General features: G+C 60.4%; 19 protein-coding genes and 1 tRNA gene. 13 read left to right on the top strand and 7 right to left on the bottom strand.

Features of this window, described 5'->3' with window-relative positions; genetic code table 11:
• Window positions 1–414: 414 nt before the first annotated feature.
• On the bottom strand, window positions 415–1,335 hold the full coding sequence (locus tag D8779_RS07905) for a LysR family transcriptional regulator (RefSeq protein WP_136663866.1): 921 nt from the start codon (window positions 1,333–1,335) through the stop codon (window positions 415–417).
• 197 nt (window positions 1,336–1,532) lie between these two features.
• On the opposite strand from D8779_RS07905, the gene D8779_RS07900 reads away from it, so the two are divergent.
• Window positions 1,533–2,711 carry an acyl-CoA dehydrogenase gene (locus D8779_RS07900; RefSeq protein WP_136663865.1) on the top strand — a complete coding sequence of 393 codons (1,179 nt, stop codon included), beginning with the start codon at window positions 1,533–1,535 and terminating at the stop codon, window positions 2,709–2,711.
• Between the two features lie 119 nt (window positions 2,712–2,830).
• Window positions 2,831–4,054, top strand: a complete 1,224-nt coding sequence (locus D8779_RS07895) for a CaiB/BaiF CoA transferase family protein (protein WP_136663864.1) — start codon at window positions 2,831–2,833, stop codon at window positions 4,052–4,054.
• 123 nt (window positions 4,055–4,177) lie between these two features.
• Here D8779_RS07895 and D8779_RS07890 read toward each other — a convergent pair whose 3' ends face one another.
• The 3 genes from D8779_RS07890 to hmpA are packed head-to-tail and all read right to left on the bottom strand — an operon-like array spanning window position 4,178 to window position 6,820.
• On the bottom strand, window positions 4,178–5,368 hold the full coding sequence (locus D8779_RS07890; RefSeq protein WP_136663863.1) for an NnrS family protein: 1,191 nt from the start codon (window positions 5,366–5,368) through the stop codon (window positions 4,178–4,180).
• Window positions 5,355–5,609 (bottom strand): transmembrane sensor/regulator PpyR, encoded by a 255-nt coding sequence (locus D8779_RS07885; RefSeq protein WP_136663862.1) that lies wholly within the window; start codon window positions 5,607–5,609, stop codon window positions 5,355–5,357. Before D8779_RS07885 ends, D8779_RS07890 begins: the two co-directional genes overlap by 14 nt.
• Window positions 5,610–5,638: 29 nt before the next feature.
• Entirely contained in the window at window positions 5,639–6,820 is a 1,182-nt protein-coding gene (hmpA, locus tag D8779_RS07880; protein ID WP_136663861.1) for an NO-inducible flavohemoprotein, read from the bottom strand.
• Between the two features lie 175 nt (window positions 6,821–6,995).
• Here hmpA and norR point away from each other — a divergent pair, with 175 nt between their 5' ends.
• The 4 genes from norR to D8779_RS07860 all read left to right on the top strand — a co-directional run bounded on the left by norR (window position 6,996) and on the right by D8779_RS07860 (window position 11,859).
• Window positions 6,996–8,546 (top strand): nitric oxide reductase transcriptional regulator NorR, encoded by a 1,551-nt coding sequence (gene norR, locus D8779_RS07875; protein ID WP_136663860.1) that lies wholly within the window; start codon window positions 6,996–6,998, stop codon window positions 8,544–8,546.
• A gap of 157 nt (window positions 8,547–8,703) precedes the next feature.
• The gene (locus tag D8779_RS07870) at window positions 8,704–9,165 is read left to right on the top strand and encodes an Lrp/AsnC family transcriptional regulator (protein WP_136663859.1); all 462 of its coding nucleotides are present in this window, start codon (window positions 8,704–8,706) and stop codon (window positions 9,163–9,165) included.
• Window positions 9,166–9,370: 205 nt separating this feature from the next.
• Entirely contained in the window at window positions 9,371–11,053 is a 1,683-nt protein-coding gene (locus D8779_RS07865; RefSeq protein ID WP_136663858.1) for a flavin monoamine oxidase family protein, read from the top strand.
• An 11-nt stretch (window positions 11,054–11,064) separates the two neighbouring features.
• On the top strand, window positions 11,065–11,859 hold the full coding sequence (locus D8779_RS07860; protein ID WP_136663857.1) for a carbon-nitrogen hydrolase family protein: 795 nt from the start codon (window positions 11,065–11,067) through the stop codon (window positions 11,857–11,859).
• A 145-nt stretch (window positions 11,860–12,004) separates the two neighbouring features.
• Here D8779_RS07860 and D8779_RS07855 read toward each other — a convergent pair.
• Window positions 12,005–12,081 (bottom strand) — tRNA-Arg (locus D8779_RS07855).
• Window positions 12,082–12,419: 338 nt separating this feature from the next.
• Between D8779_RS07855 and gabD the strand changes: the two genes are divergently transcribed.
• The gene (gene gabD, locus D8779_RS07850; RefSeq protein WP_136663856.1) at window positions 12,420–13,868 is read left to right on the top strand and encodes an NADP-dependent succinate-semialdehyde dehydrogenase; all 1,449 of its coding nucleotides are present in this window, start codon (window positions 12,420–12,422) and stop codon (window positions 13,866–13,868) included.
• A 173-nt stretch (window positions 13,869–14,041) separates the two neighbouring features.
• Window positions 14,042–15,322, top strand: a complete 1,281-nt coding sequence (gabT, locus tag D8779_RS07845; RefSeq protein ID WP_136663855.1) for a 4-aminobutyrate--2-oxoglutarate transaminase — start codon at window positions 14,042–14,044, stop codon at window positions 15,320–15,322.
• A 187-nt stretch (window positions 15,323–15,509) separates the two neighbouring features.
• Here the strand turns inward: gabT and D8779_RS07840 are convergent, their stop codons facing one another.
• The gene (locus D8779_RS07840; RefSeq protein WP_136664462.1) at window positions 15,510–16,382 is read right to left on the bottom strand and encodes a LysR family transcriptional regulator; all 873 of its coding nucleotides are present in this window, start codon (window positions 16,380–16,382) and stop codon (window positions 15,510–15,512) included.
• A 113-nt stretch (window positions 16,383–16,495) separates the two neighbouring features.
• Here D8779_RS07840 and D8779_RS07835 point away from each other — a divergent pair, with 113 nt between their 5' ends.
• The 5 genes from D8779_RS07835 to D8779_RS07815 all read left to right on the top strand — a co-directional run bounded on the left by D8779_RS07835 (window position 16,496) and on the right by D8779_RS07815 (window position 19,530).
• A complete protein-coding gene (locus D8779_RS07835; protein WP_136663854.1) occupies window positions 16,496–17,221 on the top strand; it encodes a class I SAM-dependent methyltransferase in 726 nt (241 codons plus the stop codon).
• A 97-nt stretch (window positions 17,222–17,318) separates the two neighbouring features.
• Window positions 17,319–17,696, top strand: coding sequence for a hypothetical protein (locus tag D8779_RS07830; RefSeq protein ID WP_136663853.1), 378 nt, complete (start codon window positions 17,319–17,321; stop codon window positions 17,694–17,696).
• Window positions 17,697–17,799: 103 nt separating this feature from the next.
• On the top strand, window positions 17,800–18,291 hold the full coding sequence (locus D8779_RS07825; RefSeq protein ID WP_136663852.1) for a DUF4189 domain-containing protein: 492 nt from the start codon (window positions 17,800–17,802) through the stop codon (window positions 18,289–18,291).
• 16 nt (window positions 18,292–18,307) lie between these two features.
• Window positions 18,308–19,015, top strand: coding sequence for a hypothetical protein (locus tag D8779_RS07820; protein ID WP_136663851.1), 708 nt, complete (start codon window positions 18,308–18,310; stop codon window positions 19,013–19,015).
• A 104-nt stretch (window positions 19,016–19,119) separates the two neighbouring features.
• Window positions 19,120–19,530, top strand: coding sequence for a hypothetical protein (locus D8779_RS07815; RefSeq protein WP_136663850.1), 411 nt, complete (start codon window positions 19,120–19,122; stop codon window positions 19,528–19,530).
• A 74-nt stretch (window positions 19,531–19,604) separates the two neighbouring features.
• Here D8779_RS07815 and D8779_RS07810 read toward each other — a convergent pair whose 3' ends face one another.
• Window positions 19,605–22,487 carry an EAL domain-containing protein gene (locus D8779_RS07810; RefSeq protein ID WP_136663849.1) on the bottom strand — a complete coding sequence of 961 codons (2,883 nt, stop codon included), beginning with the start codon at window positions 22,485–22,487 and terminating at the stop codon, window positions 19,605–19,607.
• Window positions 22,488–22,585: the final 98 nt, after the last annotated feature.

Genomic DNA, 22,585 nt, shown 5'->3' with positions numbered 1-22,585 from the left:
GCATTTTGCAGGCGAAGGCCATAGCCTTCAAGGCGTTATGAAGTAAAACCTTAAGATAACTACAAGGCAGCGAGTGACCAACAAGTCACGCAAATCCCTTAAAGCCTCGCAGTGCAAGGCTCACGTACGATTTATAAGGCTTTTTTCAACCGTCCCCATTCCTGACATAAATGCACTGCTATCAGATCAACGGACAAACCCGTATTACCCGATAAAAACCGCCAATTCATTGGGCTACAGCGGCATTAGTGTGCAAAAAAATAAACACTACTGCTTTAAAAACTGAGCACAAGTGTAGCGATCAAGATAGCTGACTACGGGGTCAATATTAGCTCGGCACGCACTCTAGACGGGGCCTGTAACGGGGTAAAGTTGATTCCGACGAACTACCTACAGCGCTTTTAATGCACGCCACTAACGTTTTCGGCTGTTCAGGCCATTGGCCAGGGCATAATCATGGGCTTCGCCTACCAGCCAGTCGCGCAACAACAGCAAGGCGGCCGACTCCAGTTTGCGTTCGGGGATCATCAGGTAATACGCCTTATCAGTCGGCAGACTGAGTGACGCCGCGATCACCAGGCGCCCTTCGTCCAGCTCGCGGCGGATCAGAAACGGCGGAATCAGGGCGATGCCCATGTCATGCATGGCCGCCTGCGCCAGCATGGAAAACAGCTCGTAGCGCGGTCCCGTCATGTCCCGTGCGGTACTCAAGCCTTGGGCGCTGAACCACTGCCGCCAGGCGTAGGGCCGGGTGGTCTGCTGTAACAGCGGCAGCGTGGCAATCTGTTCAACGCTCAGTTGCGTCTGCCCATCGAGCAGGCCCGGGCTGCACACCGGCATCGGGTTCTCACCCATCAGCAGATGCGCCTGGGTGCCGGACCAATCGCCATCGCCGAAATACACCGCAGCGTCGAACTCGGTATCGGCAAACAGAAAAGGCCGTGTACGGTTGGTCAAGTTGACCGTGACCTCAGGGTGCAGGCGCTGAAAATCCTTGAGTCGCGGCAGCAGCCACTGCGTACCAAAGGTCGGCACCACCGCCAGCTCGATGCTCATTGCACCCTGTTGGCCCATCACGGCCAGGGTGTCGCGCTCCACCGCATCCAGTTGCCCGGCAACCCGGCGCGCATAGGATTGCCCGGCCTCAGTCAGCACCACCCCCCGGCGCGAGCGGCGGAACAACTCGATATTAAGGAAGGCCTCCAGCCCGGCAATTTGCCGGCACACCGCACCCTGGGTCAGGCTCAGCTCTTCGGCGGCCTTGGTAAAACTCTGATGCCGAGCAGCCGACTCAAACGCAATCAGCGCAGCAGTACTGGGAATTTTGCGGCGCATGTGTGCATCAACCTCACTTTATTCAGCGAAATAAGCCGAATAACCCTATCTCGAAGTGAGCATTACGCACAACTACGTGCGCAATACTCGTTTGCCTGCTTGCCATATGCCGCCTAGGATCAATCCCACATCTATGCGGGCGCCTCTTCACTGCGTGCAGACCCGCTTTATTACTGTCTGAATTCGAGGTTTTCGCGATGGCCAAGGCAAGCTTCAACTGGATCGACCCACTGCTGCTGGACCAACAGCTGACCGAAGAAGAGCGCATGGTGCAGGGCAGCGCCCAGCAGTTCGCCGCCGACAAACTGGCCCCCCGGGTGATCGAAGCCTTCCGCCACGAGCAAACCGACCCGAAGATTTTCCGCGAGATGGGCGAGACCGGCCTGCTCGGCGCCACCATCCCCGAAGAATACGGCGGCAGTGGCCTCAACTACGTGAGCTACGGCCTGATCGCCCGCGAAGTCGAGCGTGTCGACTCTGGCTACCGCTCGATGATGAGCGTGCAGTCGTCCTTGGTGATGGTGCCGATCTTTGAGTTTGGCAACGAAGCGACCAGGCAGAAGTACCTGCCTAAGCTCGCCAGCGGCGAATACATCGGCTGCTTTGGGCTGACCGAGCCGGACCATGGCTCCGACCCAGGCAGCATGATCACCCGCGCCAAAAAGGTCGACGGTGGCTATCGCCTGACTGGCGCGAAAATGTGGATCACCAACAGCCCGATCGCCGACGTGTTTGTGGTCTGGGCCAAGGATGATGCCGGCGAAATTCGTGGCTTCGTCCTGGAAAAAGGCTGGCAGGGCCTGAGCACCCCGACGATTCACGGCAAGGTCGGCCTGCGCGCCTCGATCACCGGCGAAATTGTCATGGACAACGTGTTCTGCCCAGAAGAGAACGCCTTCCCCGACGTACGCGGCCTCAAAGGCCCGTTCACCTGCCTCAACTCTGCCCGCTATGGCATCAGCTGGGGCGCGCTGGGCGCCGCCGAGTTCTGCTGGCACACCGCGCGCCAGTACACCTTGGATCGCAAGCAGTTTGGCCGCCCGCTGGCACAAACTCAGCTGATTCAGAAGAAACTGGCTGACATGCAGACCGAGATCACCATGGCTCTGCAAGGTTGCCTGCGCCTCGGCCGAATGAAAGACGAAGGTACGGCGGCGGTGGAAATAACCTCGATGATGAAGCGCAACAGCTGCGGCAAGTCCCTGGACATCGCCCGCATGGCCCGCGACATGCTTGGAGGCAACGGCATCAGCGACGAGTACGGCGTGGCTCGCCACCTGGTCAACCTTGAGGTGGTCAACACCTACGAAGGCACCCACGACGTCCACGCGCTGATTCTTGGCCGCGCACAAACCGGCTTGCAGGCGTTCTTTTAACGCTACTGCGTAGGATGGGTTAACCGCACAGCGGCGTAACCCATCGCTCGGCTTGATGGGTATCGCTGCGCTCAACCCATCCTACCCCGCCGTTTCCAACTATCCACGAGGCCTCACCCATGCCCGGTGCCCTGTCACATATCCGCGTTCTCGACCTCTCTCGCGTGCTCGCTGGGCCCTGGGCCGGGCAGATTTTCGGTGATTTGGGCGCGGAGGTGATCAAGATCGAGCGCCCTGGCAGCGGCGATGACACCCGCCACTGGGGTCCGCCCTATGTGAAAGATGCCGAGGGCAACGATTCGCGCGAAGCGGCGTACTTCCAAAGCGCCAACCGCAACAAGCAATCGGTCACTTTGGATTTCACCCAGCCCGAGGGCCAACGTCTGGTGCGCGAGCTGGTGCAGAACTGCGACGTATTGCTGGAGAACTTCAAGGTCGGCGGCCTCGCGGCCTATGGCCTCGACTACGCATCCCTCAAGGCACTCAACCCGCGCCTGATCTACTGCTCCATCACCGGTTTCGGGCAAAACGGCCCCTACGCCAAGCGCGCCGGTTATGACTTTATGATCCAAGGCCTCGGCGGGTTAATGAGCCTGACCGGCAAACCCGATGGCGAGGAGGGCGCTGGCCCCATAAAAGTCGGCGTCGCCCTGACCGACATTCTCACCGGCCTGTACGCCACGGTCGGCGTATTGGCGGCACTCAATCAGCGCGAGCAATCGGGGCTTGGCCAACACATCGACGTGGCCCTGCTCGACGTGCAAGTAGCCTGCCTGGCTAACCAGGCGATGAACTACCTCAACACCGGGGTCGCGCCCAAGCGCCTGGGCAACGCCCACCCGAATATCGTGCCCTATCAGGATTTCCCCTCGGCCGACGGCAACTTCATCATCGCCGTGGGTAACGATGGGCAATTCCGCAAGCTTTGCGAGGTAGCCGGCCTTACGGCTTTGGCCGACGACTCGCGTTTTTCTACCAACAAGGCCCGCGTTGCCCACCGCACCGAGCTGATCCCGCTGTTGCGCCAAGCCACGGTATTCAAAACCACCGCCGAATGGGTGGTGCTGCTGGAGGCGGCTGGCGTGCCCTGCGGGCCGATCAACGATTTGGCCCAGGTGTTTGCCGACCCTCAAGTACAGGCGCGCGGCCTGCGCATTGACCTACCCAACAGCCTGGGCAGCAGCACGCCGCAAGTGGCAAGCCCACTGCGCTTATCAGAGACTCCGGTGCAATACCGCAACGCCCCCCCGCTGCTCGGCGAACACACCGAGCAGGTGCTGAGCCGCCATCTGGGCCTGAGCGCCGAGCAGATCAGCGCCCTGCGTGAGGCCGGCGTGCTCTAAGCCCAACGTCAGGCGAGTGCGCGCCACTCAGCAACTCCGGATCGACGTGGGAGGGGCTTCAGCCGCGACGCTTTCGCCGCCTTCAAGCCCATCGCAGCTAAAGTCCCTGCCACCGATATGACGCTAACCCGGCTGCCCATCCACCCGTGCAGTCCAGAACATCGCCGCGTAGTAACGCAAAAACAGGGCGAAGGCGGCCATCCATAGCAAGCTGGATAAACCCAGCCCGAGCATCGGCGCAAAAGGCACCAGCAGCACCCGCGCCAACGCGCCCAATTGCAGCATGGCAAACGCCCAACCGATCACCGCTGGCGGCTGCAACGGGCGACCGGTATGACCAAGGCTGACCCTGGCCAACATCGCCAGAATCGCCCCACCGACACAGCCCAGCGCCAAGGCGTGATACGCCAGGCTGACATTACTCAACCAGCCCAAACTCCACGCAGCCAGACCCAGCAGCGCCAACGGCAGCCAGGCATAGGCCAGGTGCAACGACCACAGCAATGGCACCCGCCAGATACCGGCGTCGTACCAGTGCCACAGACGCATCACATGCAGCCCTGCCAAACCCAGCACCAGCGGTGCCATCCAGCTCTGCGGCTGTAGCGCCAGGCCGCTGGCAAACAGCAGTGCCAGAGCCAGCGAAGCCAGTAACGTCACTACATCGAGTCGCGGTCGAGGAGCAAACGGTTGCGGCCGGTTCAAACCGCGCTGGGTGAAGAACGGCATCACCCGTCCGCCGATCACACTCACCAACGCGCCAATCAGCCATAACCCGGCCAACGCACCACGCCGTTGCAGGCTGTCATCGCCCACCGCCAAGCCATACAGCAGCAGCCATTCGCAGGCGGCCATCAGCAACACCACGGCCACCAGCGGAAAATTGCGCCATTGTCGCACCCGCCAAAGCTGGCGCCCGAGCACCAGCGCCAGCAGCGGTAGAAACGGCAATTGCAGCGCCAGCAGTAATGGCAACGGCGCGCCGAGCAACCAGGCCAATCGCGCCAGCAGCCAGAGCCCGAACAACGCAACCAACGGCCAACCACTCAGGCCCGGCCGCCCCGTCCAGTTCTGCACGGCAGTCAGCAAAAAACCGGCAATAATTGCCACCGCAAAACCGAACGGCAGCTCATGCCGGTGCCAAGCCAGACTACCGCCTACCGGCTGCCAACCCGGCAGCAATCCCCACAACGCCGCCGCCCACAGCCCAATCGCCAACACGGCAAACACCGCGCCAGCGAGAAAGAACGGACGAAAACCCAGGCGCCACAGCGGCGCAATACTCAGCTCTTGCTGGCGATCACGCAGCCACACAGCAAGGCTCCTTGTGCCCGTGTAATTGCTGTTGCGCAGCCAGACGCACTACATACCCGAGTTTGAGCAAGGCGGGGCCGATGATCGTCAAACTATGCGCCGCCACCTGGCTGCCGATACTCAATTGCGCGCTCAAACCATAGGCGCCCAGCAATCCGCTCACCAGCAACAACACACCTGCCACGAGCAGTTGATTCGCCAACTGCAACGCCCGCAACGGACACGAGAAAGAACCCCACATATTTACCTCCCAGGCATTGCGCCCTGACTTCAGCTGTCCAGCGCGCTGGCCGGACCAAAGAATTCGTAATGGCTTTGCGCCGCCGGCACACCCAATTCCTGTAAGTGCCGCTTAATCTGCGCCATAAACGGTTTAGGACCGAGGAAATAGGCATCCAGATCGCGCTGCTCAGGCAACCACTCAGCCAACTGCTGTTGACTGAGGAAGCCTTCGGCATCGCCCGCATCACCGTCGCGCGGCTCGCTGTAGCACACGTAATGCCGCACCTGCGGGCGCTCACTGCGCTGCGCCTCAACCCAGTCGCGGAAGGCATGTACACCGGCATGGCGCGCACAGTGGATAAAGTGAATGTCGCGGCCACTGTCACGCGCGGCTTCGAGCATGCTCAACGCCGGCGTAATGCCCACGCCCGCACTGATCAGCACCAACGGTTTGGCGGACTCGCGCAGCACGAAATCGCCAGCCGGGGCGAACAACTCCAGGCTGTCACCGAGCTGAAACTGGTCATGCAAGTAATTGGAAACCTTGCCGCCGACCTCACGCTTAACGCTGATGCGGTATTCGCGGCCATTGCTCAGGGCCGACAGCGAGTAGTTGCGGCGTTGCTCTTCACCATCCAACAGCAAACGCAGGCCGATGTACTGACCGGGCTGGAAGTCCGCCACCGCGCCACCGTCAGCCGGAGCCAGATACAACGAGACGATCTCTTCGCTCTCCACCACCTTGCGGCTCAGGCGAAATTCACGCGCCCCGCGCCAGCCACCTTCGGCACTGGCATTGGCGGCGTAGGCGGTCTCTTCGGCGCCAATCAATATGTCGGCGAGCTGACCATAGGCAACGCCCCAGGCTTCGATCACCGCATCAGTGGCGATCTCGGCACCCAGCACTTCACGAATCGCCCGCAGCAGGCAGCTGCCAACAATCGGGTAATGCTCGGGCAGTATCTGCAACGACACATGCTTGTTAACGATCTGCCCCACTAGAGGGCCCAGCGCTTCCAGCTTGTCGATGTGACGGGCATACATCAGCACCGCGTTGGCCAGGGCACGCTGCTGACCGCCGCTGGCCTGGTGCGCCTGGTTAAACAGAACACGCACCTCGGGGTATTCGCCGAGCATCAGCTCATAGAAGTGCCGAGTCAGGGCTTCGCCGCCGCTTTCCAGCAACGGCACAGTGGCTTTGATCAGCGCGGTTTGGGCGGGGGTCAACATAGAGGTTTCCTCATCAGGGCGACACGCTGCACTTGCGCAGCGGTTCTGTTCATATCACCCTGACTACTACAGGAAACGTGCCAATTATTTTTAACTTAATAATCAAAGACTTATATATTACCGTGTCTTTTAGACAGCTAATTGTTTGAGTCTTAATGACATAAACAGTGTCCTTATGACAGCAAACCCGCTCGTTACTGCATTGATTCCCCTGGTCGCCGACCTATCTCGCGAACTGCCGGAAGCTGAACGCTATCGCCGCCTGCTGCAAGCGCTCAGGCAATTGCTGCCGTGCGATGCGGTGGCTTTGCTCAAACTCGACGGCGACACGCTTATCCCCTTGGCGGTCGAAGGCCTGAGCACCGACACCCTCGGCCGACGCTTTAAGCTCGACGAGCACCCGCGTCTACAAGCGTTACTGGCGCAACGCGGGCCCACCCGCTTTGCCACCGACTGCGACATGCCTGACCCCTATGACGGTCTGGTTGACGGCCATCGTGGTCACCTGCCGGTACATGACTGCTTGGGTTGTCCGTTGTACGTGCAGGATCAACCCTGGGGTCTGCTGACCCTCGACTCGCTCGACCCCTCCAGCTTCGGCAAAGTCGACCTGGACAACCTGCAGGCCTTCGCCAGCCTGGCCGCCGCCACGGTGATGGCCAATGAACGGATCAACACGCTGCTGCAACGCGTCGAAGATCAGCACCAACTGGCCGAAGCTTACAAGCAGGCCGCCGTGCAGCATCGACCCCGCGAATTGATTGGCCAGAGCGCTGTACACAGACAACTGCAGCAAGAAATTGCCCTGGTCGGCAACAGCGAGCTGAACGTGCTGATCAGTGGTGAAACCGGGGTTGGCAAAGAGCTGGTTGCCGAAGCCCTGCATGCCGCCTCGTTGCGTGCCAGCCGGCCTCTGATCAGCCTCAATTGTGCGGCGCTGCCGGATAACCTGGTAGAGAGTGAGCTGTTCGGCCATGTGCGCGGCGCCTTTACCGGCGCGCACAACGAACGGCGCGGCAAATTCGAACTGGCCGATGGCGGCAGCCTGTTCCTCGATGAAATAGGTGAGTTGCCGCTGGCGGCGCAGGCCAAACTGCTGCGCGTGTTGCAGAGCGGCCAACTGCAACGCGTCGGCGCCGACATGGAACAGCATGTGGATGTGCGCGTGTTGGCCGCGAGTAATCGTGATCTGGCCGAGGAAGTACGCGCCGGACGCTTCCGTGCCGATCTCTACCACCGCCTCAGCGTCTACCCGCTAAAAGTCCCGGCACTGCGCGAGCGTGGCCGCGACGTGCTGCTACTGGCTGGCTACTTTCTTGAGGAAAATCGCGCGCGTTTGGGGCTGCGCAACCTGCGCCTGACCCAGGCGGCGCAAACCAGCCTGCTGGCCTACAACTGGCCGGGCAATGTGCGCGAACTGGAACACCTGATCGGCCGCGCCGCGCTCAAGGCACTGGCCAGCTGCAGCGAACGCCCACGCATTCTCAGCATCGACAGCCCGCACCTCGACCTGCCGCAGGTGCACAGCAGCCAAGCAGAGGCGCCAGTCGAAAGCGCGCCACACAGCCAAAACATGCCGCTGCGTGAAGCTATCGATAGCTTTCAGAAACAGCTGATTAACCAAACGCTGCACCGCCACCAACATAAATGGGCAGCCGCCGCGCGCGAGCTGGGCATCGACCGCGCCAACCTGATCCGCCTTGCCAAGCGCCTGGGTCTGCCGTAAGCCAGGCCGACGACGCCTTGGCGTATTCAGCGGTGACTGCCAGGCGCCAAAGCGCGGGCTCTATACGCGATGTCGCAGCACACTGGATGTACTGCAAGCAGACGTGGCGCCTGTACCATGTTGGCCCATGGAACCGTAATGCTGGAGATGAAACCCCTTGCCTGACATCCACCCGCCCTTTCTTGACGAAATTGACCGCCAATTGATCGCGGCCCTGCAGATTAACGCCCGTGAGAGCGTGGCCATGCTCGCCCGGCAGATGGGGATTGCCCGCACCACCGTGACCTCACGACTGGCGCGGCTGGAGAAGGCCAACGTCATCACCGGATACGGCGTGCGGCTCGGCCAACGGGTCGTGGATGGCGGGCTGCAAGCGTATGTGGGGATCACCGTACAACCGCGTTCCGGCAAGGAGGTGCTGCGCCGCCTCGGCGCCATGGCCCAGGTACAACAGCTGTGTGCGGTCAGTGGCGAATTTGATTACGTGGCGTGGCTGCGCACCGATTCGCCGGAGCAACTGGATCAGTTGCTCGATCAGATCGGCAGCGTGGACGGCGTGGAAAAGACCACCACGTCCATCATCCTCAGCAGCAAAATCGATCGCGGGCAGCCGGTTTAACTATTAAGCGGCCATCCCAGCGCACGAACAGACCCGAGTCACAAACTACGACAATATGCAGGATTAGTTCGTCATAGTGATCGTCAAGCATTCATGACGACGACACTTTGCGTCTTATTAACGTGTTCTACGCCCTCTAGAATGGCTGCCATCCTTTCCTATACTCAGCTGCGTATTTCGCACCGAGTCGCCATCAAGGTCAGCCATGAACACGAAGAATCGCCATCCCGCAGACGGCAAGAAACCCGTCACCATCTTCGGCCCGGACTTTCCGTTCGCCTTTGACGACTGGATCGAACACCCGGCGGGCCTGGGCAGTATTCCTGCGCACAACCATGGCGCCGAAGTCGCGATTGTTGGCGCGGGCATCGCCGGCCTGGTGGCCGCCTACGAACTGATGAAAATGGGCCTCAAGCCCGTCGTCTATGAAGCCTCGAAAATGGGCGGGCGTTTGCGCTCGCAAGCATTCAACGGTGCCGAAGGCATCATCGCCGAGCTCGGCGGCATGCGCTTCCCGGTGTCGTCCACCGCCTTCTATCACTACGTCGACAAACTCGGCCTCGAAACCAAGCCATTCCCCAACCCGCTGACGCCCGCCTCGGGCAGCACCGTCATCGACCTTGAAGGCAAAACCCATTACGCCGAAAAGCTGGCAGACCTCCCAGCGCTGTTCCAGGAAGTGGCTGATGCCTGGGCTGATGCCCTGGAAGCCGGCTCGCAGTTCGCCGATATCCAGCAGGCGATTCGCGAGCGTGACGTGCCACGCCTCAAAGAGCTGTGGAACACCTTGGTGCCGCTGTGGGACGACCGCACCTTCTATGATTTCGTCGCCACTTCCAAAGCCTTCGCCAAGCTCTCGTTCCATCACCGCGAAGTATTCGGCCAGGTCGGTTTCGGCACCGGTGGCTGGGACTCGGACTTCCCCAACTCGATGCTGGAAATCTTCCGGGTGGTGATGACCAACTGCGATGACCACCAGCACTTGGTAGTCGGGGGCGTCGAGCAGGTGCCGCTGGGCATCTGGCGGCATGTGCCGGAGCGCTGCGTGCACTGGCCAGCAGGCACCAGCCTGAGCAGCCTGCACAACGGCGCACCGCGTGCCGGCGTGAAGAAAATTGCCCACGCGGCAGACGGCCGTTTCGCCGTCACCGACAACTGGGGCGATACCCGCGAATACGCCGCCGTACTGACCACCTGCCAGAGCTGGCTGCTGACCACCCAGATCGAATGCGACGAAACCTTGTTCTCGCAAAAAATGTGGATGGCCCTGGACCGCACCCGCTACATGCAATCGTCGAAAACCTTCGTGATGGTCGACCGCCCATTCTGGAAGGACAAGGACCCGCAAACCGGCCGCGACCTGATGAGCATGACCCTCACCGATCGCCTGACTCGCGGCACTTATCTGTTCGACAACGGCGACGACAAGCCCGGGGTGATTTGCCTGTCGTACTCGTGGATGAGTGATGCGCTGAAAATGCTCCCGCATCCCGTGGAAAAGCGCGTGAAGCTGGCGCTGGATGCGTTGAAAAAAATCTACCCGAAGGTCGACATCGCAGCACGCATCATTGGCGACCCGATCACCGTTTCATGGGAAGCCGACCCGCACTTCCTCGGTGCTTTCAAGGGCGCATTGCCCGGCCATTACCGTTACAACCAGCGCATGTACGCACACTTTATGCAGGACGATATGCCCGCCGAACAACGCGGCATCTTTATCGCCGGTGACGATGTGTCATGGACGCCAGCCTGGGTCGAAGGCGCAGTACAGACCTCGCTCAACGCAGTGTGGGGCATCATGAAACACTTCGGCGGTGCCACTCACGCCGAAAACCCGGGCCCCGGCGACGTATTCAACGAAATCGGCCCGATTGCCCTGCCCGAGTAAAAGGAACAGCCATGCGCGTAGCCCTTTACCAATGCCCGCCGCAGCCTCTGGATGTCGCCGGCAATCTGCAGCGCTTGCAGCAGTTCGCGCTGCAAGCCAAAGGCGCGGACCTGCTGGTGCTGCCGGAAATGTTCCTGACGGGCTACAACATCGGTAGCGCTGCCGTCAGCCGGCTGGCTGAAGCGTGCGACGGTGAGTCAGCCCAGCAGATCGCCGACATCGCCAAAACGCTGGGGCTCGCCATTGTGTATGGCTACCCCGAACGCGCCGACGACGGCCAGATCTACAACGCCGTGCAATTGATCGACGCCCATGGCGAGCGCCTGGGCAACTACCGCAAGACGCACCTGTTCGGCGAACTGGACCACTCGATGTTCAGTGCCGGGATCAATGCTTGCCCGTTGATCGAACTCAATGGCTGGACGCTCGGCTTTCTCATCTGCTACGACCTGGAGTTCCCGGAAAACGCCCGACGCTTAGCCCTGGCCGGTGCCGAACTGATCCTGGTGCCAACGGCGAACATGATTCCCTACGACTTTATTGCCGACGTCACCGTGCGGGCTCGCGCGTTCGAAAACCAGTGCTATGTGGCCTACGCCAACTACTGCGCCAACGAGGGCGACATCCATTACTGCGGCCAAAGCAGCATTGCCGCACCGGATGGCAGCCGCATCGCCCAGGCCGGCCTCGATGAAGCGCTGATTGTCGGCGAGCTGGATCGTCAGTTAATGAACAACTCGCGAGCGGCCAATCGCTACCTGCTTGATCGCCGGCCCGAGCTATACAGCGAGCTGAACACGCGTTGAGCCCGAATGCCCAGCAGGTGAGGGCGTTGGTCAATCTGCGGTGGATAGGTTCCGAGTGGCTATTTATATGAGGGAAAAATGAATACAGCGGAGGCACATGACAAACAAAAAGGGCCTAGGTTTTCACCTAAGCCCTTGTTTTATATGGTGCACCAGACGGGATTCGAACCCATGACCACTGCCTTCGGAGGGCAGTACTCTATCCAGCTGAGCTACTGGTGCAGCGCGGGCGCAATCATACGCATGTCGCTGCCGGGCGTCCATGCCGCGGCTTGTTCGTGATTCTGCACGCAAATCGGCAGCCAGCTGCCTATTCGCATAAAACCCTTGAACAAGGGCAATATCCCGTTAATTTTTTCGAACAGACTATTGCCCTTTACCCCTTGTGACCCTAGGATTCGTTTGAGATTTCAAACGCTCTTGCTGAAATCGTGCGTGCCCACGTGTTGTGCCCGCCCATCGGCAGTATGAGCCCCATGATTAAGCCGTAGCTGCATAAGTGGTGCGGCGCATTCGATGACACGTACCGATGCCAGGGTGTCGGAATTGAGGAGACTGCCATGCAATTGAAAGACACCCAGCTGTTCCGTCAGCAGGCTTATATCGACGGCACTTGGCTGGACGCCGACAGCGGCCAGACCATCAAGGTTAACAACCCGGCTACCGGCGAGATTATCGGCAGCGTGCCGAAGATGGGCGCAGCAGAAACCCGTCGCGCCATCGAAGCGGCCGACCGTGCGCTGCCGGCCTGGCGTGCCCTGACCGCCAAAGATCGCGCCAACAAATTGCGTCGCTGGTTTGAACTGATGATCGAAAACCAGGATGACCTGGGGCGTCTGATGACGCTGGAGCAAGGCAAACCGCTGGCCGAAGCCAAGGGCGAAATTGCCTACGCCGCCTCCTTCCTTGAGTGGTTCGCCGAAGAAGCCAAGCGCGTGTATGGCGACGTGATTCCCGGCCACCAGCCAGACAAACGCCTGATCGTGATCAAACAGCCAATCGGCGTGACTGCGGCGATTACACCGTGGAACTTCCCAGCGGCGATGATCACCCGTAAAGCCGGCCCGGCGCTGGCAGCGGGTTGCACCATGGTGCTCAAGCCGGCCTCGCAAACACCTTATTCCGCCCTGGCCCTGGCCGAGCTGGCTGAGCGTGCCGGTATTCCTAAAGGCGTGTTCAGCGTGGTCACCGGTAGCGCCGGCGAAGTGGGCAGCGAGCTGACCAGCAACCCGATTGTGCGCAAGCTGAGCTTCACCGGCTCCACCGAAATCGGCCGTCAGCTGATGGCCGAATGCGCCAAGGACATCAAAAAGGTCTCGCTGGAACTGGGCGGCAACGCGCCGTTTATCGTGTTCGACGATGCCGACTTGGATAAAGCCGTCGAAGGCGCGCTGATTTCCAAATACCGCAACAACGGCCAGACCTGCGTGTGCGCCAACCGCCTGTACATCCAGGACGGTGTGTACGACGCCTTCGCCGAGAAGCTGGCCGCTGCGGTAGCCAAGCTGCAGATCGGCAACGGTCTGGATGACGGCACCACCACCGGCCCGCTGATCGACGACAAAGCCGTGGCCAAGGTGCAGGAACATATCGCCGATGCCCTGAGCAAAGGCGCCAAGCTGCTTACCGGTGGCAAACCGCATGCGCTGGGCGGCAGCTTCTTCGAGCCGACCATTCTGGTCGACGTGCCGAACAACGCCGCCGTGGCCAAGGAAGAAACCTTCGGCCCACTGGCACCGCTGTTCCGCTTCAAGGACGAAGCTGATGTGATCGCCATGGCCAACGACACCGAGTTCGGCCTGGCCTCATACTTCTACGCCCGCGACATGGGCCGCGTGTTCCGTGTGGCGGAAGCCCTGGAGTACGGCATGGTCGGGGTGAATACCGGGTTGATCTCCAATGAAGTCGCACCGTTCGGCGGCGTAAAAGCCTCCGGCCTGGGCCGCGAAGGCTCCAAGTACGGCATTGAGGATTATCTGGAAATCAAATACCTCTGCCTAAGCATCTAAACGCTAGGCGGTATAGACCTCGCAGAAGGTGCACGAGAGCGCTGCATCTTCTGTATAGAAACCAACAGACCTGTACCTAGGCGCGCTGTGGCAGCCGATCATCGAATACTGCCAGGCCGTCGTCGGTACACATCCTTGAACGACGCCGAGATTAACCGGCGAATGAGGACACCATGAGCAAGACTAACGAATCGTTGATGCAACGCCGCACCGCTGCCGTTCCACGCGGCGTGGGCCAGATCCACCCGATCTTCGCCGACCATGCGGAGAACGCTACGGTTACCGACGTTGAAGGTCGCGAATTTATCGACTTTGCTGGCGGTATCGCGGTGCTCAACACCGGCCACCTGCACCCGAAAATCATTGCTGCCGTACAGCAGCAACTGACCAAGCTGACCCACACCTGCTTCCAGGTACTGGCCTACGAGCCTTACGTGGAACTGTGCGAGAAGGTCAATGCCAAGGTGCCGGGCGACTTCGCCAAGAAGACCCTGCTGGTCACCACCGGCTCCGAAGCCGTGGAAAACTCGATCAAGATCGCCCGCGCCGCCACCGGCCGTACCGGCGTAATCGCCTTCACCGGTGCTTACCACGGCCGCACCATGATGACCCTGGGCCTGACCGGCAAAGTGGTGCCTTACTCGGCTGGCATGGGCCTGATGCCCGGCGGTATCTTCCGCGCGCAATACCCGTGCGCCCTGCACGGCGTGAGCACGGATGACGCGATTGCCAGCATCGAGCGCATCTTCAAGAACGACGCCGAGCCAAAAGACATCGCCGCGATCATCATCGAGCCGGTGCAGGGCGAGGGCGGCTTCTACGTCGCGCCGAAAGACTTTATGCAGCGCCTGCGTGCCCTGTGTGATCAGCACGGCATTCTGCTGATTGCCGACGAAGTGCAGACCGGCGCCGGCCGTACTGGCACCTTCTTCGCCATGGAACAGATGGGCGTCGCTGCCGACCTGACCACCTTCGCCAAGTCCATCGCCGGCGGTTTCCCGGTGGCGGGCGTGTGCGGCAAGGCTGAATACATGGACGCCATCGCTCCAGGCGGTCTGGGCGGCACCTACGCCGGCAGCCCGATTGCCTGCGCCGCGGCTCTGGCCGTGATGCAAGTGTTCGAAGAAGAGAAGCTGCTGGATCGCTGCAAGGCTGTCGGCGAGCGTCTGGTCACTGGGCTCAAGGCCATCCAGGCCAAGCACAACGCCGTTGGCGAAGTGCGCGCCCTCGGCGCGATGATTGCCATGGAGCTGTGCGAAGGCGGTGATGTGCATAAGCCCAACGCCGCGCTGACCGGGCAGATCGTCGCCAAGGCGCGTGACAAGGGCCTGATCCTGCTGTCGTGCGGCACCTACGGCAACGTATTGCGTGTACTGGTACCCCTGACCGCCGAAGACGCGCTGCTCGACCGTGGCCTGGCAATTATCGCCGAGTGCTTCGACGAACTGGCGTAATGACTGGGCATTAGCCCGGCAGTAAAAAAGACCCGCTTCGGCGGGTCTTTTTGGTTGGCGAGCATGCCCAGCAGGGTAGCCCAGCACAGGCGTCGGTTGATTAGCCTGCGGGCACGAACTCGCCGCGATCACGGCGATAAAAACGCCGCGCATGCTCGTTAGCAGCCGCGGTGGCTGTCACGAAGGGCTACGCCAGGATTTCGGCCAGCAGGTCAAAGACGATGCGGATACGCCGCGCGGTGTGCAGCTCGCGATGAGTGACCAGCCAGATCGGCAGCGAGAAGCCGGGGACATCCTCCAGCACGCGAACCACGCCCGGGGTTTCCCGCGCGATCTCCTCCATGATTGCGCCGATACCTAGGCCCTGACGAACCATTTCCCAGTAGGTCACGGAGTTGTCTGCGTAGCTGCGAAAATTCGTGCTACTCAGCAGCAGGCCTTGGCCGCGCAGGTGATGCAGGTAGTGGCCCGTGCGGTCCAGGCCGATAAAGTCGTGCTGCAAAGCCTGTTCAGCAGTACGCGGTAGGCCATGTTCGCGCACCCAGCTTTCGGACGCGTAGAAGCAGGCGGAACTCTGCCGGACCAACCGACCAATCAGCTCTGGTTGTTCGGGGCGCACATGGCGGATGGCGATGTCGGCCTCACGGCGCAATAGGTCGCTAAACCCGTCCGAAGCGACCACCTCAACCTGGATGCCGGGTGCTGCCTGACGGATATGCAGGAGGATCTTCGGCATCAGGTACGCCGCCACCGCGTCGCTGGTGGCCACGGACACCACACCCTCCACCTCTTCTGAGCGCCCGGCCGCAGCCAGGCCCAGCTCATGCGCCGCCGCGCCCATCACGCGGGCATGGCCGAGTAACTCCAGCCCCGTCGCGGTGATCGCCATGGCTTTGCCGACCCGCTCGAACAGGGTCACGCCCAGCGCCAACTCCAGGGCGGCGACCTGGCGACTGAGGGTCGGTTGCGACTGCCCGAGCTTACGCGCGGCCGCCGACAGCGAGCCGGTCTCTGCCGTTTCGAGAAAGGCGCGCAGCTGGTTCCAGTCGACCTTATCCATACGTAAATGCATATGTTGTCTGCAATTTATCGCAATACCCCGTAGTGGTGCGCAAGGATAGCATCCGCACTGTTGTTGGCCCTCGCCTTACCTCCATGCACAGGACGCGCCCCATGCACGCACCCACCACCTCGACCGGCGACCAGCGTATTGAACCTTCAGCTACCGCTGCCGCTGCCACTGCCATGGCCCACAAAGCACACTTCTGGAACCGGATTGCGCGTAAGTATGCGAATGATCCGATTGCCGACCTGGCCGGTTACGAGCGGACGATGCAGCGCGTACAGGATTTGCTGTCTACAGAGCATGAGGTGCTGGAGATCGGTTGCGGCACAGGCACTACCGCCCTGCGTCTCGCCCCGAGAACGCGGCGATTGGTAGCCACCGATGTATCCGAGCAGATGATTACCATCGTCTGCGCGAAACTCGCCAGCCAACCCATGCCACAGCTGCACTTCAGGTTGGCCGACGCCGATGCCCCCGTGGCCGAGCAGGGCGCCTACGATGCCGTACTGGCGTTCAATCTGCTGCATCTAGTGACGGATCTATCGCTCGCGTTGAGTTCGGCCATCAATGCCTTGAAGCCAGGCGGCTTGCTGATCTCGAAGACGCCCTGCCTGAATGAGATGAACCCACTGATTCCCAAGCTGGCCCTGCCGCTGATGCGTGCCATCGGCAAGGCGCCCCCTGTGTTGTGTTTCGACGCCAGCCAGTTACAGGCGGCCATGACCGCGCAAGGTCTGGAAATCCTTGCCGTCGAGCGCCATGGCAGCAAGGGCAAAGATTGGCGGGTGTTTATCGTGGCGCGCAAGCCAGATGCCCCACCGACGGCCAGGTGATCAACGCCTGCACCACCCGCCCTAATTGATCAATTTCACCACCCGGACCTGCTGGTCCGTCCCTATGTTGCACCCACAGAAAACCTTGGAGCTTGCCATGTACCTTCGTCCAATCACCGTTCTGAGTACTGCTGTGCTACTGCTGTCCGGCTGCGCCGCCACCATTAACCAGAGCGGCCTAGAGCAGCGTACCGCTCAAGCCATCGGCCAACCCACGGGCCAATTCACCATCAGCGATCGCAGTGAAGAAACCGGCGGGCGCATCAACTACACCGTAAAAACCAAGGACGGCGGCACTTACCGCTGCTACATGTATTCGGCCACCGGCTTCCAGAAGGCCATGAGCTTTGGCCAGATACCGCATTCGGACGCCATCTGCACGGCCATGGCCGGCACCCCAGCCGCTAGCGGGCAACGCAATAACAATTCCGGCAGCACCTGCAATGCTCTACTGCAGGCGGCAGGTCGCTGCTAAGTGCTCAGGTTTCCCACTCAGCGCGGCGCGGCCAAGTGCTGAGCGGGAGGTGCGCCTAACCGTATTGATGATTTGAGCGGTCAATCGTTTGGATGTTGATGCCATGAAACAACTATTGCCTTACCTGCCTCTGCTGTTTGTTCTGTTGGTACATGCAGATGCCCGCGCAGAAGGGCGCTGTCCAGATGGCTATTTTCCAATTGGTGGCGGTAGCGCCGGCTGGGAAGGCTGTGCGCCGATGGGGCCTGGAGCCGATGGCGCGCAAGAACCGGAACCCCAGCTGGAAACACGCTGGGGCGCGGTTGCAACGGCTAATGGTGCCCTTGGGGTTGCAGCGGGTATGGGTTCGCGAGAAAGCGCGGAGCAGCAGGCGATGTCCGACTGCCAAGCCCAATCCCGCGACAAGAACTGCAAGCTCCAAATCGCTTATTACAACCAATGCGTCGCAGTCGCCTGGGGCGATGCAGGCAGTCTGTGGGCACGCTCGCCCGACGTGCAGGATGCGGAAGAAACAGCGCTGAGTAATTGCCAGCAGAAAACAACTCACTGCGATATCTACTATTCAGCATGCAGTTATGCCGAGCGCGTGCAGTGATGCAAGAGCACACCGTATGAAAAGGCTCACAACGCTGTTTCTCAGCGCGCTGTCGTTGCCGCTTACGGCAGCTGCCTGCCCCATTGGTATGCAGTACGACGGGTACGGCTGCAGCCCCCCGTACCAATACAGCATGGACGACTGGATACGTGAGAAGAACGATTACCTCGATTCCCTCGGCCCGAAAAACCCCGTACCGGTGGTCTATAGAAGCCCCGAAGAAGTAGCAGAACTGCAAAGGCTTCAAGCCGAAAAAAATCAGCGCGATGCGGCGATTGCTCAGGAAATAGCTCAAGGGGTCTGGTACTCCGCGTCCAGTACCACCCCGGAAGGCAAGCTGTGCGTGGCAACCTTTGCCAAATTCACCCGAGCAGACAATGGCCAAAACGGAGGTGTTGTCAGCCTTCTCGGGTTTCAACAACCCAAGCCAGATGCCTGGCTGATCTTTTACGGTACCGGCCTGCCCACCCCTAAAAACGTAAAGAAAATACAGCTCACCCTGCAGCAAGATGACGAGCCGGCACAGACCGTAGAGGTGTTCAGCTACAGGTTTGAAAGAAAGATCGGGGCGATTGCATTTGCCGTACCTGGGCTCACGGCTGCACTAGAAGGCATGCGCGATAAGCAACGCTTTAATCTGTCGATTGATGGGCAAACAGTGCTGACCCTGCAATGGGCTGATGCCGCCCCCGTGATCCAGCAACTTCAACAATGCGCAAAATAGCGCAGGGCCATAAGAAAATTGGCGCACTTAGCGCTCAACTTACAGCGCATGTCGCATGCACCTTACTTCAACCTAACTCTTGCTCCGCGCACCAGGAAAGCAAAATGAAGACTCAATTACTTATCGCTACTTTATTTACTGCCACCCTACTTACAGGTTGCGCCAGCAACCAAAACGTCCATCTCTATACCCCAGAAGAACAAGCCGCCATGACGGCGGACGGGGCGATTGCAACGATGCTTACGCCCTCAGAGATACGCGAGCACTTTGAGAACTCCGGGAAAGTGATCAAGCCAACGGGGCACGTCTCTTACTGCAATGCCGGTTTAATAAGTGGCTCTGCAAGAAGTGAAGCGCTCAAAACTATTGATGGGGTCTGCGGCGGTACAGGTGAATACACCCTTGTGCGTGCTGTACCTATGTTAGATGCAGTCAGTACGGCTGTTGGAACAAGCTGCATGCGTTCGGAAATGATCGTTTTTCGATGCAACCACACGCAGGCTGTACACCCATAGTTTTAGCCTGAATTACCCGCAACCGGCCTGCACTGAGCTGTTACCTAAGCGGAACAGTAGAGCCGTAACGACTATTAAGGCCGATCAAACACCCACTGCAGCGGCACGTCATTTTGCGCGCTGTCGGCCAGTTGCGTCAGCGGCTGCGGCCGGTCGATAAAATAACCTTGGGCATAATCAAGCCCCAACCCGCGCACGCAATCGAGGGTGGCCTGGCTTTCAACGAACTCGGCCACGGTACTCAGGCCCAGCTGTCGGGCAATCTGCTGCATCGAACTGACCATGGCCTGATTGATCGGGTCGTTCTCGATGCCACTGATAAAGCTGCCATCAATTTTGACGATATCCAGCGGCAGATGCCGCAGGTAGGCGTAGGAGGCGAAGCCGCTGCCGAAATCATCCAGCGCCACTTTCAGGCCAAGGCTGCGCAGCTGCTGAATCCACTGCGCGGAGATGCCCAGCTCGCCCAGGGCCACCATCTCGGTGACCTCGATGCACAGCTTGTGCGCCGGCAGATTAAGCCGCAGCAGTTCGCTGTGCAGCATTTCATGGAAGTGTGGATTAAGCAGCGAGCTGGCCGTGAGGTTGAAATTGACCTGCACCAACTGCTCAAGATGCCTCGGGTTATCCGCCAGCCATTGCAGCAAGTGCATCACCACCCAGCGGTCAATGGCGCCGAGCAAGCCGTAGCGCTCGGCAGCCCCGAGAAACTGCCCAGGGCTGATCCACTCGCCGCTGTGCGGGTCGCGGTAGCGCAGCAGCACTTCATAGCGCAAGCCATCGTTCTCGCCCTGCAACGCCATTACTGGCTGATAGAACAGCTCGAAGTGGCCTTGGTCGATGGCCTCACGCAGACGGGTGATCCATTGCAGCTGACGCTGATGCTCAAGCAATACGCCATCGGCTGGGTTGAACTGTTGCACCCGGTTGCGCCCCAGGTGCTTGGCCTGCTGGCTGGCACTGTCAGCCCAGTTCAGCGCGATTTCCCAGTCACTCACGTCAGCATCGATGGCCAGTAAACCGATACTGACCTGCACGCGAAACGGCCGGCCCTGCCAGGTAAACACAAACTGCTCAACGCCACTGCGCAGGCGCTCGGCTACCTGCAGCGCAGTATCGTTAGCGGTGTCGCGCAACAGCACAGCAAACTCATCACCGCCCAAACGGGCCAACTGCGCCTCGGCGGGCAAGTGATGCTGCAGGTGGCTGGCCAACTGGCGCAACAATTGATCGCCCGCTGAGTGCCCACACAAGTCGTTGACCTGTTTGAACTGATCCAGGTCGAGGCTGAGCAAATGACTAAAGCGCTGTTTGGCCCCCTGCTCGAGGCTCTCGCGCAGCAGGCGCTCCAGCTCGCGGCGGTTGAGTAGGCCGGTCAGCGAGTCATGGGCGGCCAGATAATGCAGGCGTTCTTCCAAGGCACGGCGCTCGCTAAGATCGACCACCATGCCTTCGATGCAATCATGCGTCAGGCGTTTATGCAGGGATAAATACACCCAATGCATCTGCCCATCGCAGCCGAGCATTTGGCACTCCAGACTGCTGGTCGGCTCGGCCTCCAGCTCTGCCAGCAATTGACCCCAGTGCTGGGCGCCCAGCAACTGCTGCATGGACAAGCCGACAAGCGTGTCGGGCAGGGCCAACAACGCGCTGAAACTTGGGTTGGCTTCGATCAATGTGCCGCTCTGGGTACAGCGGAAAATGCCCTCGCCACTGCTGCTGAACAACGCCTGGTATTGCTGCAGATTGCCCTGAGCTTGGGCTTTGCTGTGTAACAGCGCTCGGCGGATCTGCTCCAACTGCTTATCAAGCATGCCGCCAAACAGCAGCAGGCTCAGCACCGGCAAAAAGGTGTGCAGGTAATTGACCCCGGGTAATACGGGAATCACCCCGGAACGGCTCAACGGCACCAGCAGCATCAACAGCAATGCCGCGCTCCAACACAGCAAATAGCCCACAGCATAGGGCCGGCGCTGCTGCACACCGCGCACCAGCAGGAGCACATGGAACAGAGCGGTGAGCATGATCAGCAGGTTGAGCGTCTGATAAGAGCGGTAACCGCCGTAGCTGAGGATGGTCCAGCCACTGACCAGCAAAATCAGCCCAAATAAACCATCGCGCAGCCAGCGCAGACGCCCCAGTTCAAGCCTCAAGGCGCTGATCAGAAACAAGCTGCTGAAAATCAGCATGCCCGGGTTGGCCACGTTGGCCAGCTGCATCGGCAACCACACCCACTCAACGCTGAGCATGTCGCTGACACCATGCTGCGTGGCGTTGTACAGCGTTATGCTGGCCAGGGTCAGGCAGAACCACAGCAGCGGCGGCTCATGCAGGGTGCCGAAGCGCACCATGAAGAACAGGGTCAGGCTCAACAGGGCGCCCAGCAACAAACCGCTGCGCAGCCAATGCTGCGCCAACAACAGGCTGGTCTGTTCGGCGCTGGCCAACTGGATCGGCACACTCACCATCGAGCCGCTTTGCACCCGCAGCAGCACGGTATGGGACCCAGCACCCAGGCGCGGCAGGCTCAACATCACATGCGGCGAGGGTTCACCACGCGCCAGAAAGGCCCGATGATCGCCGCTGTATAACGGCGTAATCAGGCGGTCGCGGCTGTACAGCCAGACTTCGATATCGTCGAGCGCAGGGCGATCAATAATCAGCAACAGGCGTTCGGCCGCCGGCGCGTCCAGCTCAAACGCCAACCACCAGGCACTCGCCGAATAGCCCAGTTGCGGTATGCCCTGCACCAGCTCGCCTTGCGTGGCGATGCGCGGCAATACCTCGCTGGCCGTCAGTTCAGCACTGGCATCCTGCAACACACGCAAAGCCGGCACCGCCACGGGCTGTTGCAGCTGCTCATTGTTGAGCACCAGCACGGGCAGCCCAGCCGTAACCGTAGCGCTGTTCAGCCCCAGTAACAGTAGCCAGAAGGTAATGGTACACAGACGCAACATGCAGCCTCGTCATACGTGCAAAGGGGGATTTTCGGTACAGCATGGCGGATGGGACGCGGTCTGCTGCCAGACAATTCTAGCTGAGAACCGCTGGTCCG

This window comes from Pseudomonas leptonychotis, from assembly GCF_004920405.1.
GTDB classification, from domain to species: Bacteria; Pseudomonadota; Gammaproteobacteria; order Pseudomonadales; family Pseudomonadaceae; genus Aquipseudomonas; species Aquipseudomonas leptonychotis.
This window is presented reverse-complemented; position numbering and strand designations above follow the sequence as displayed.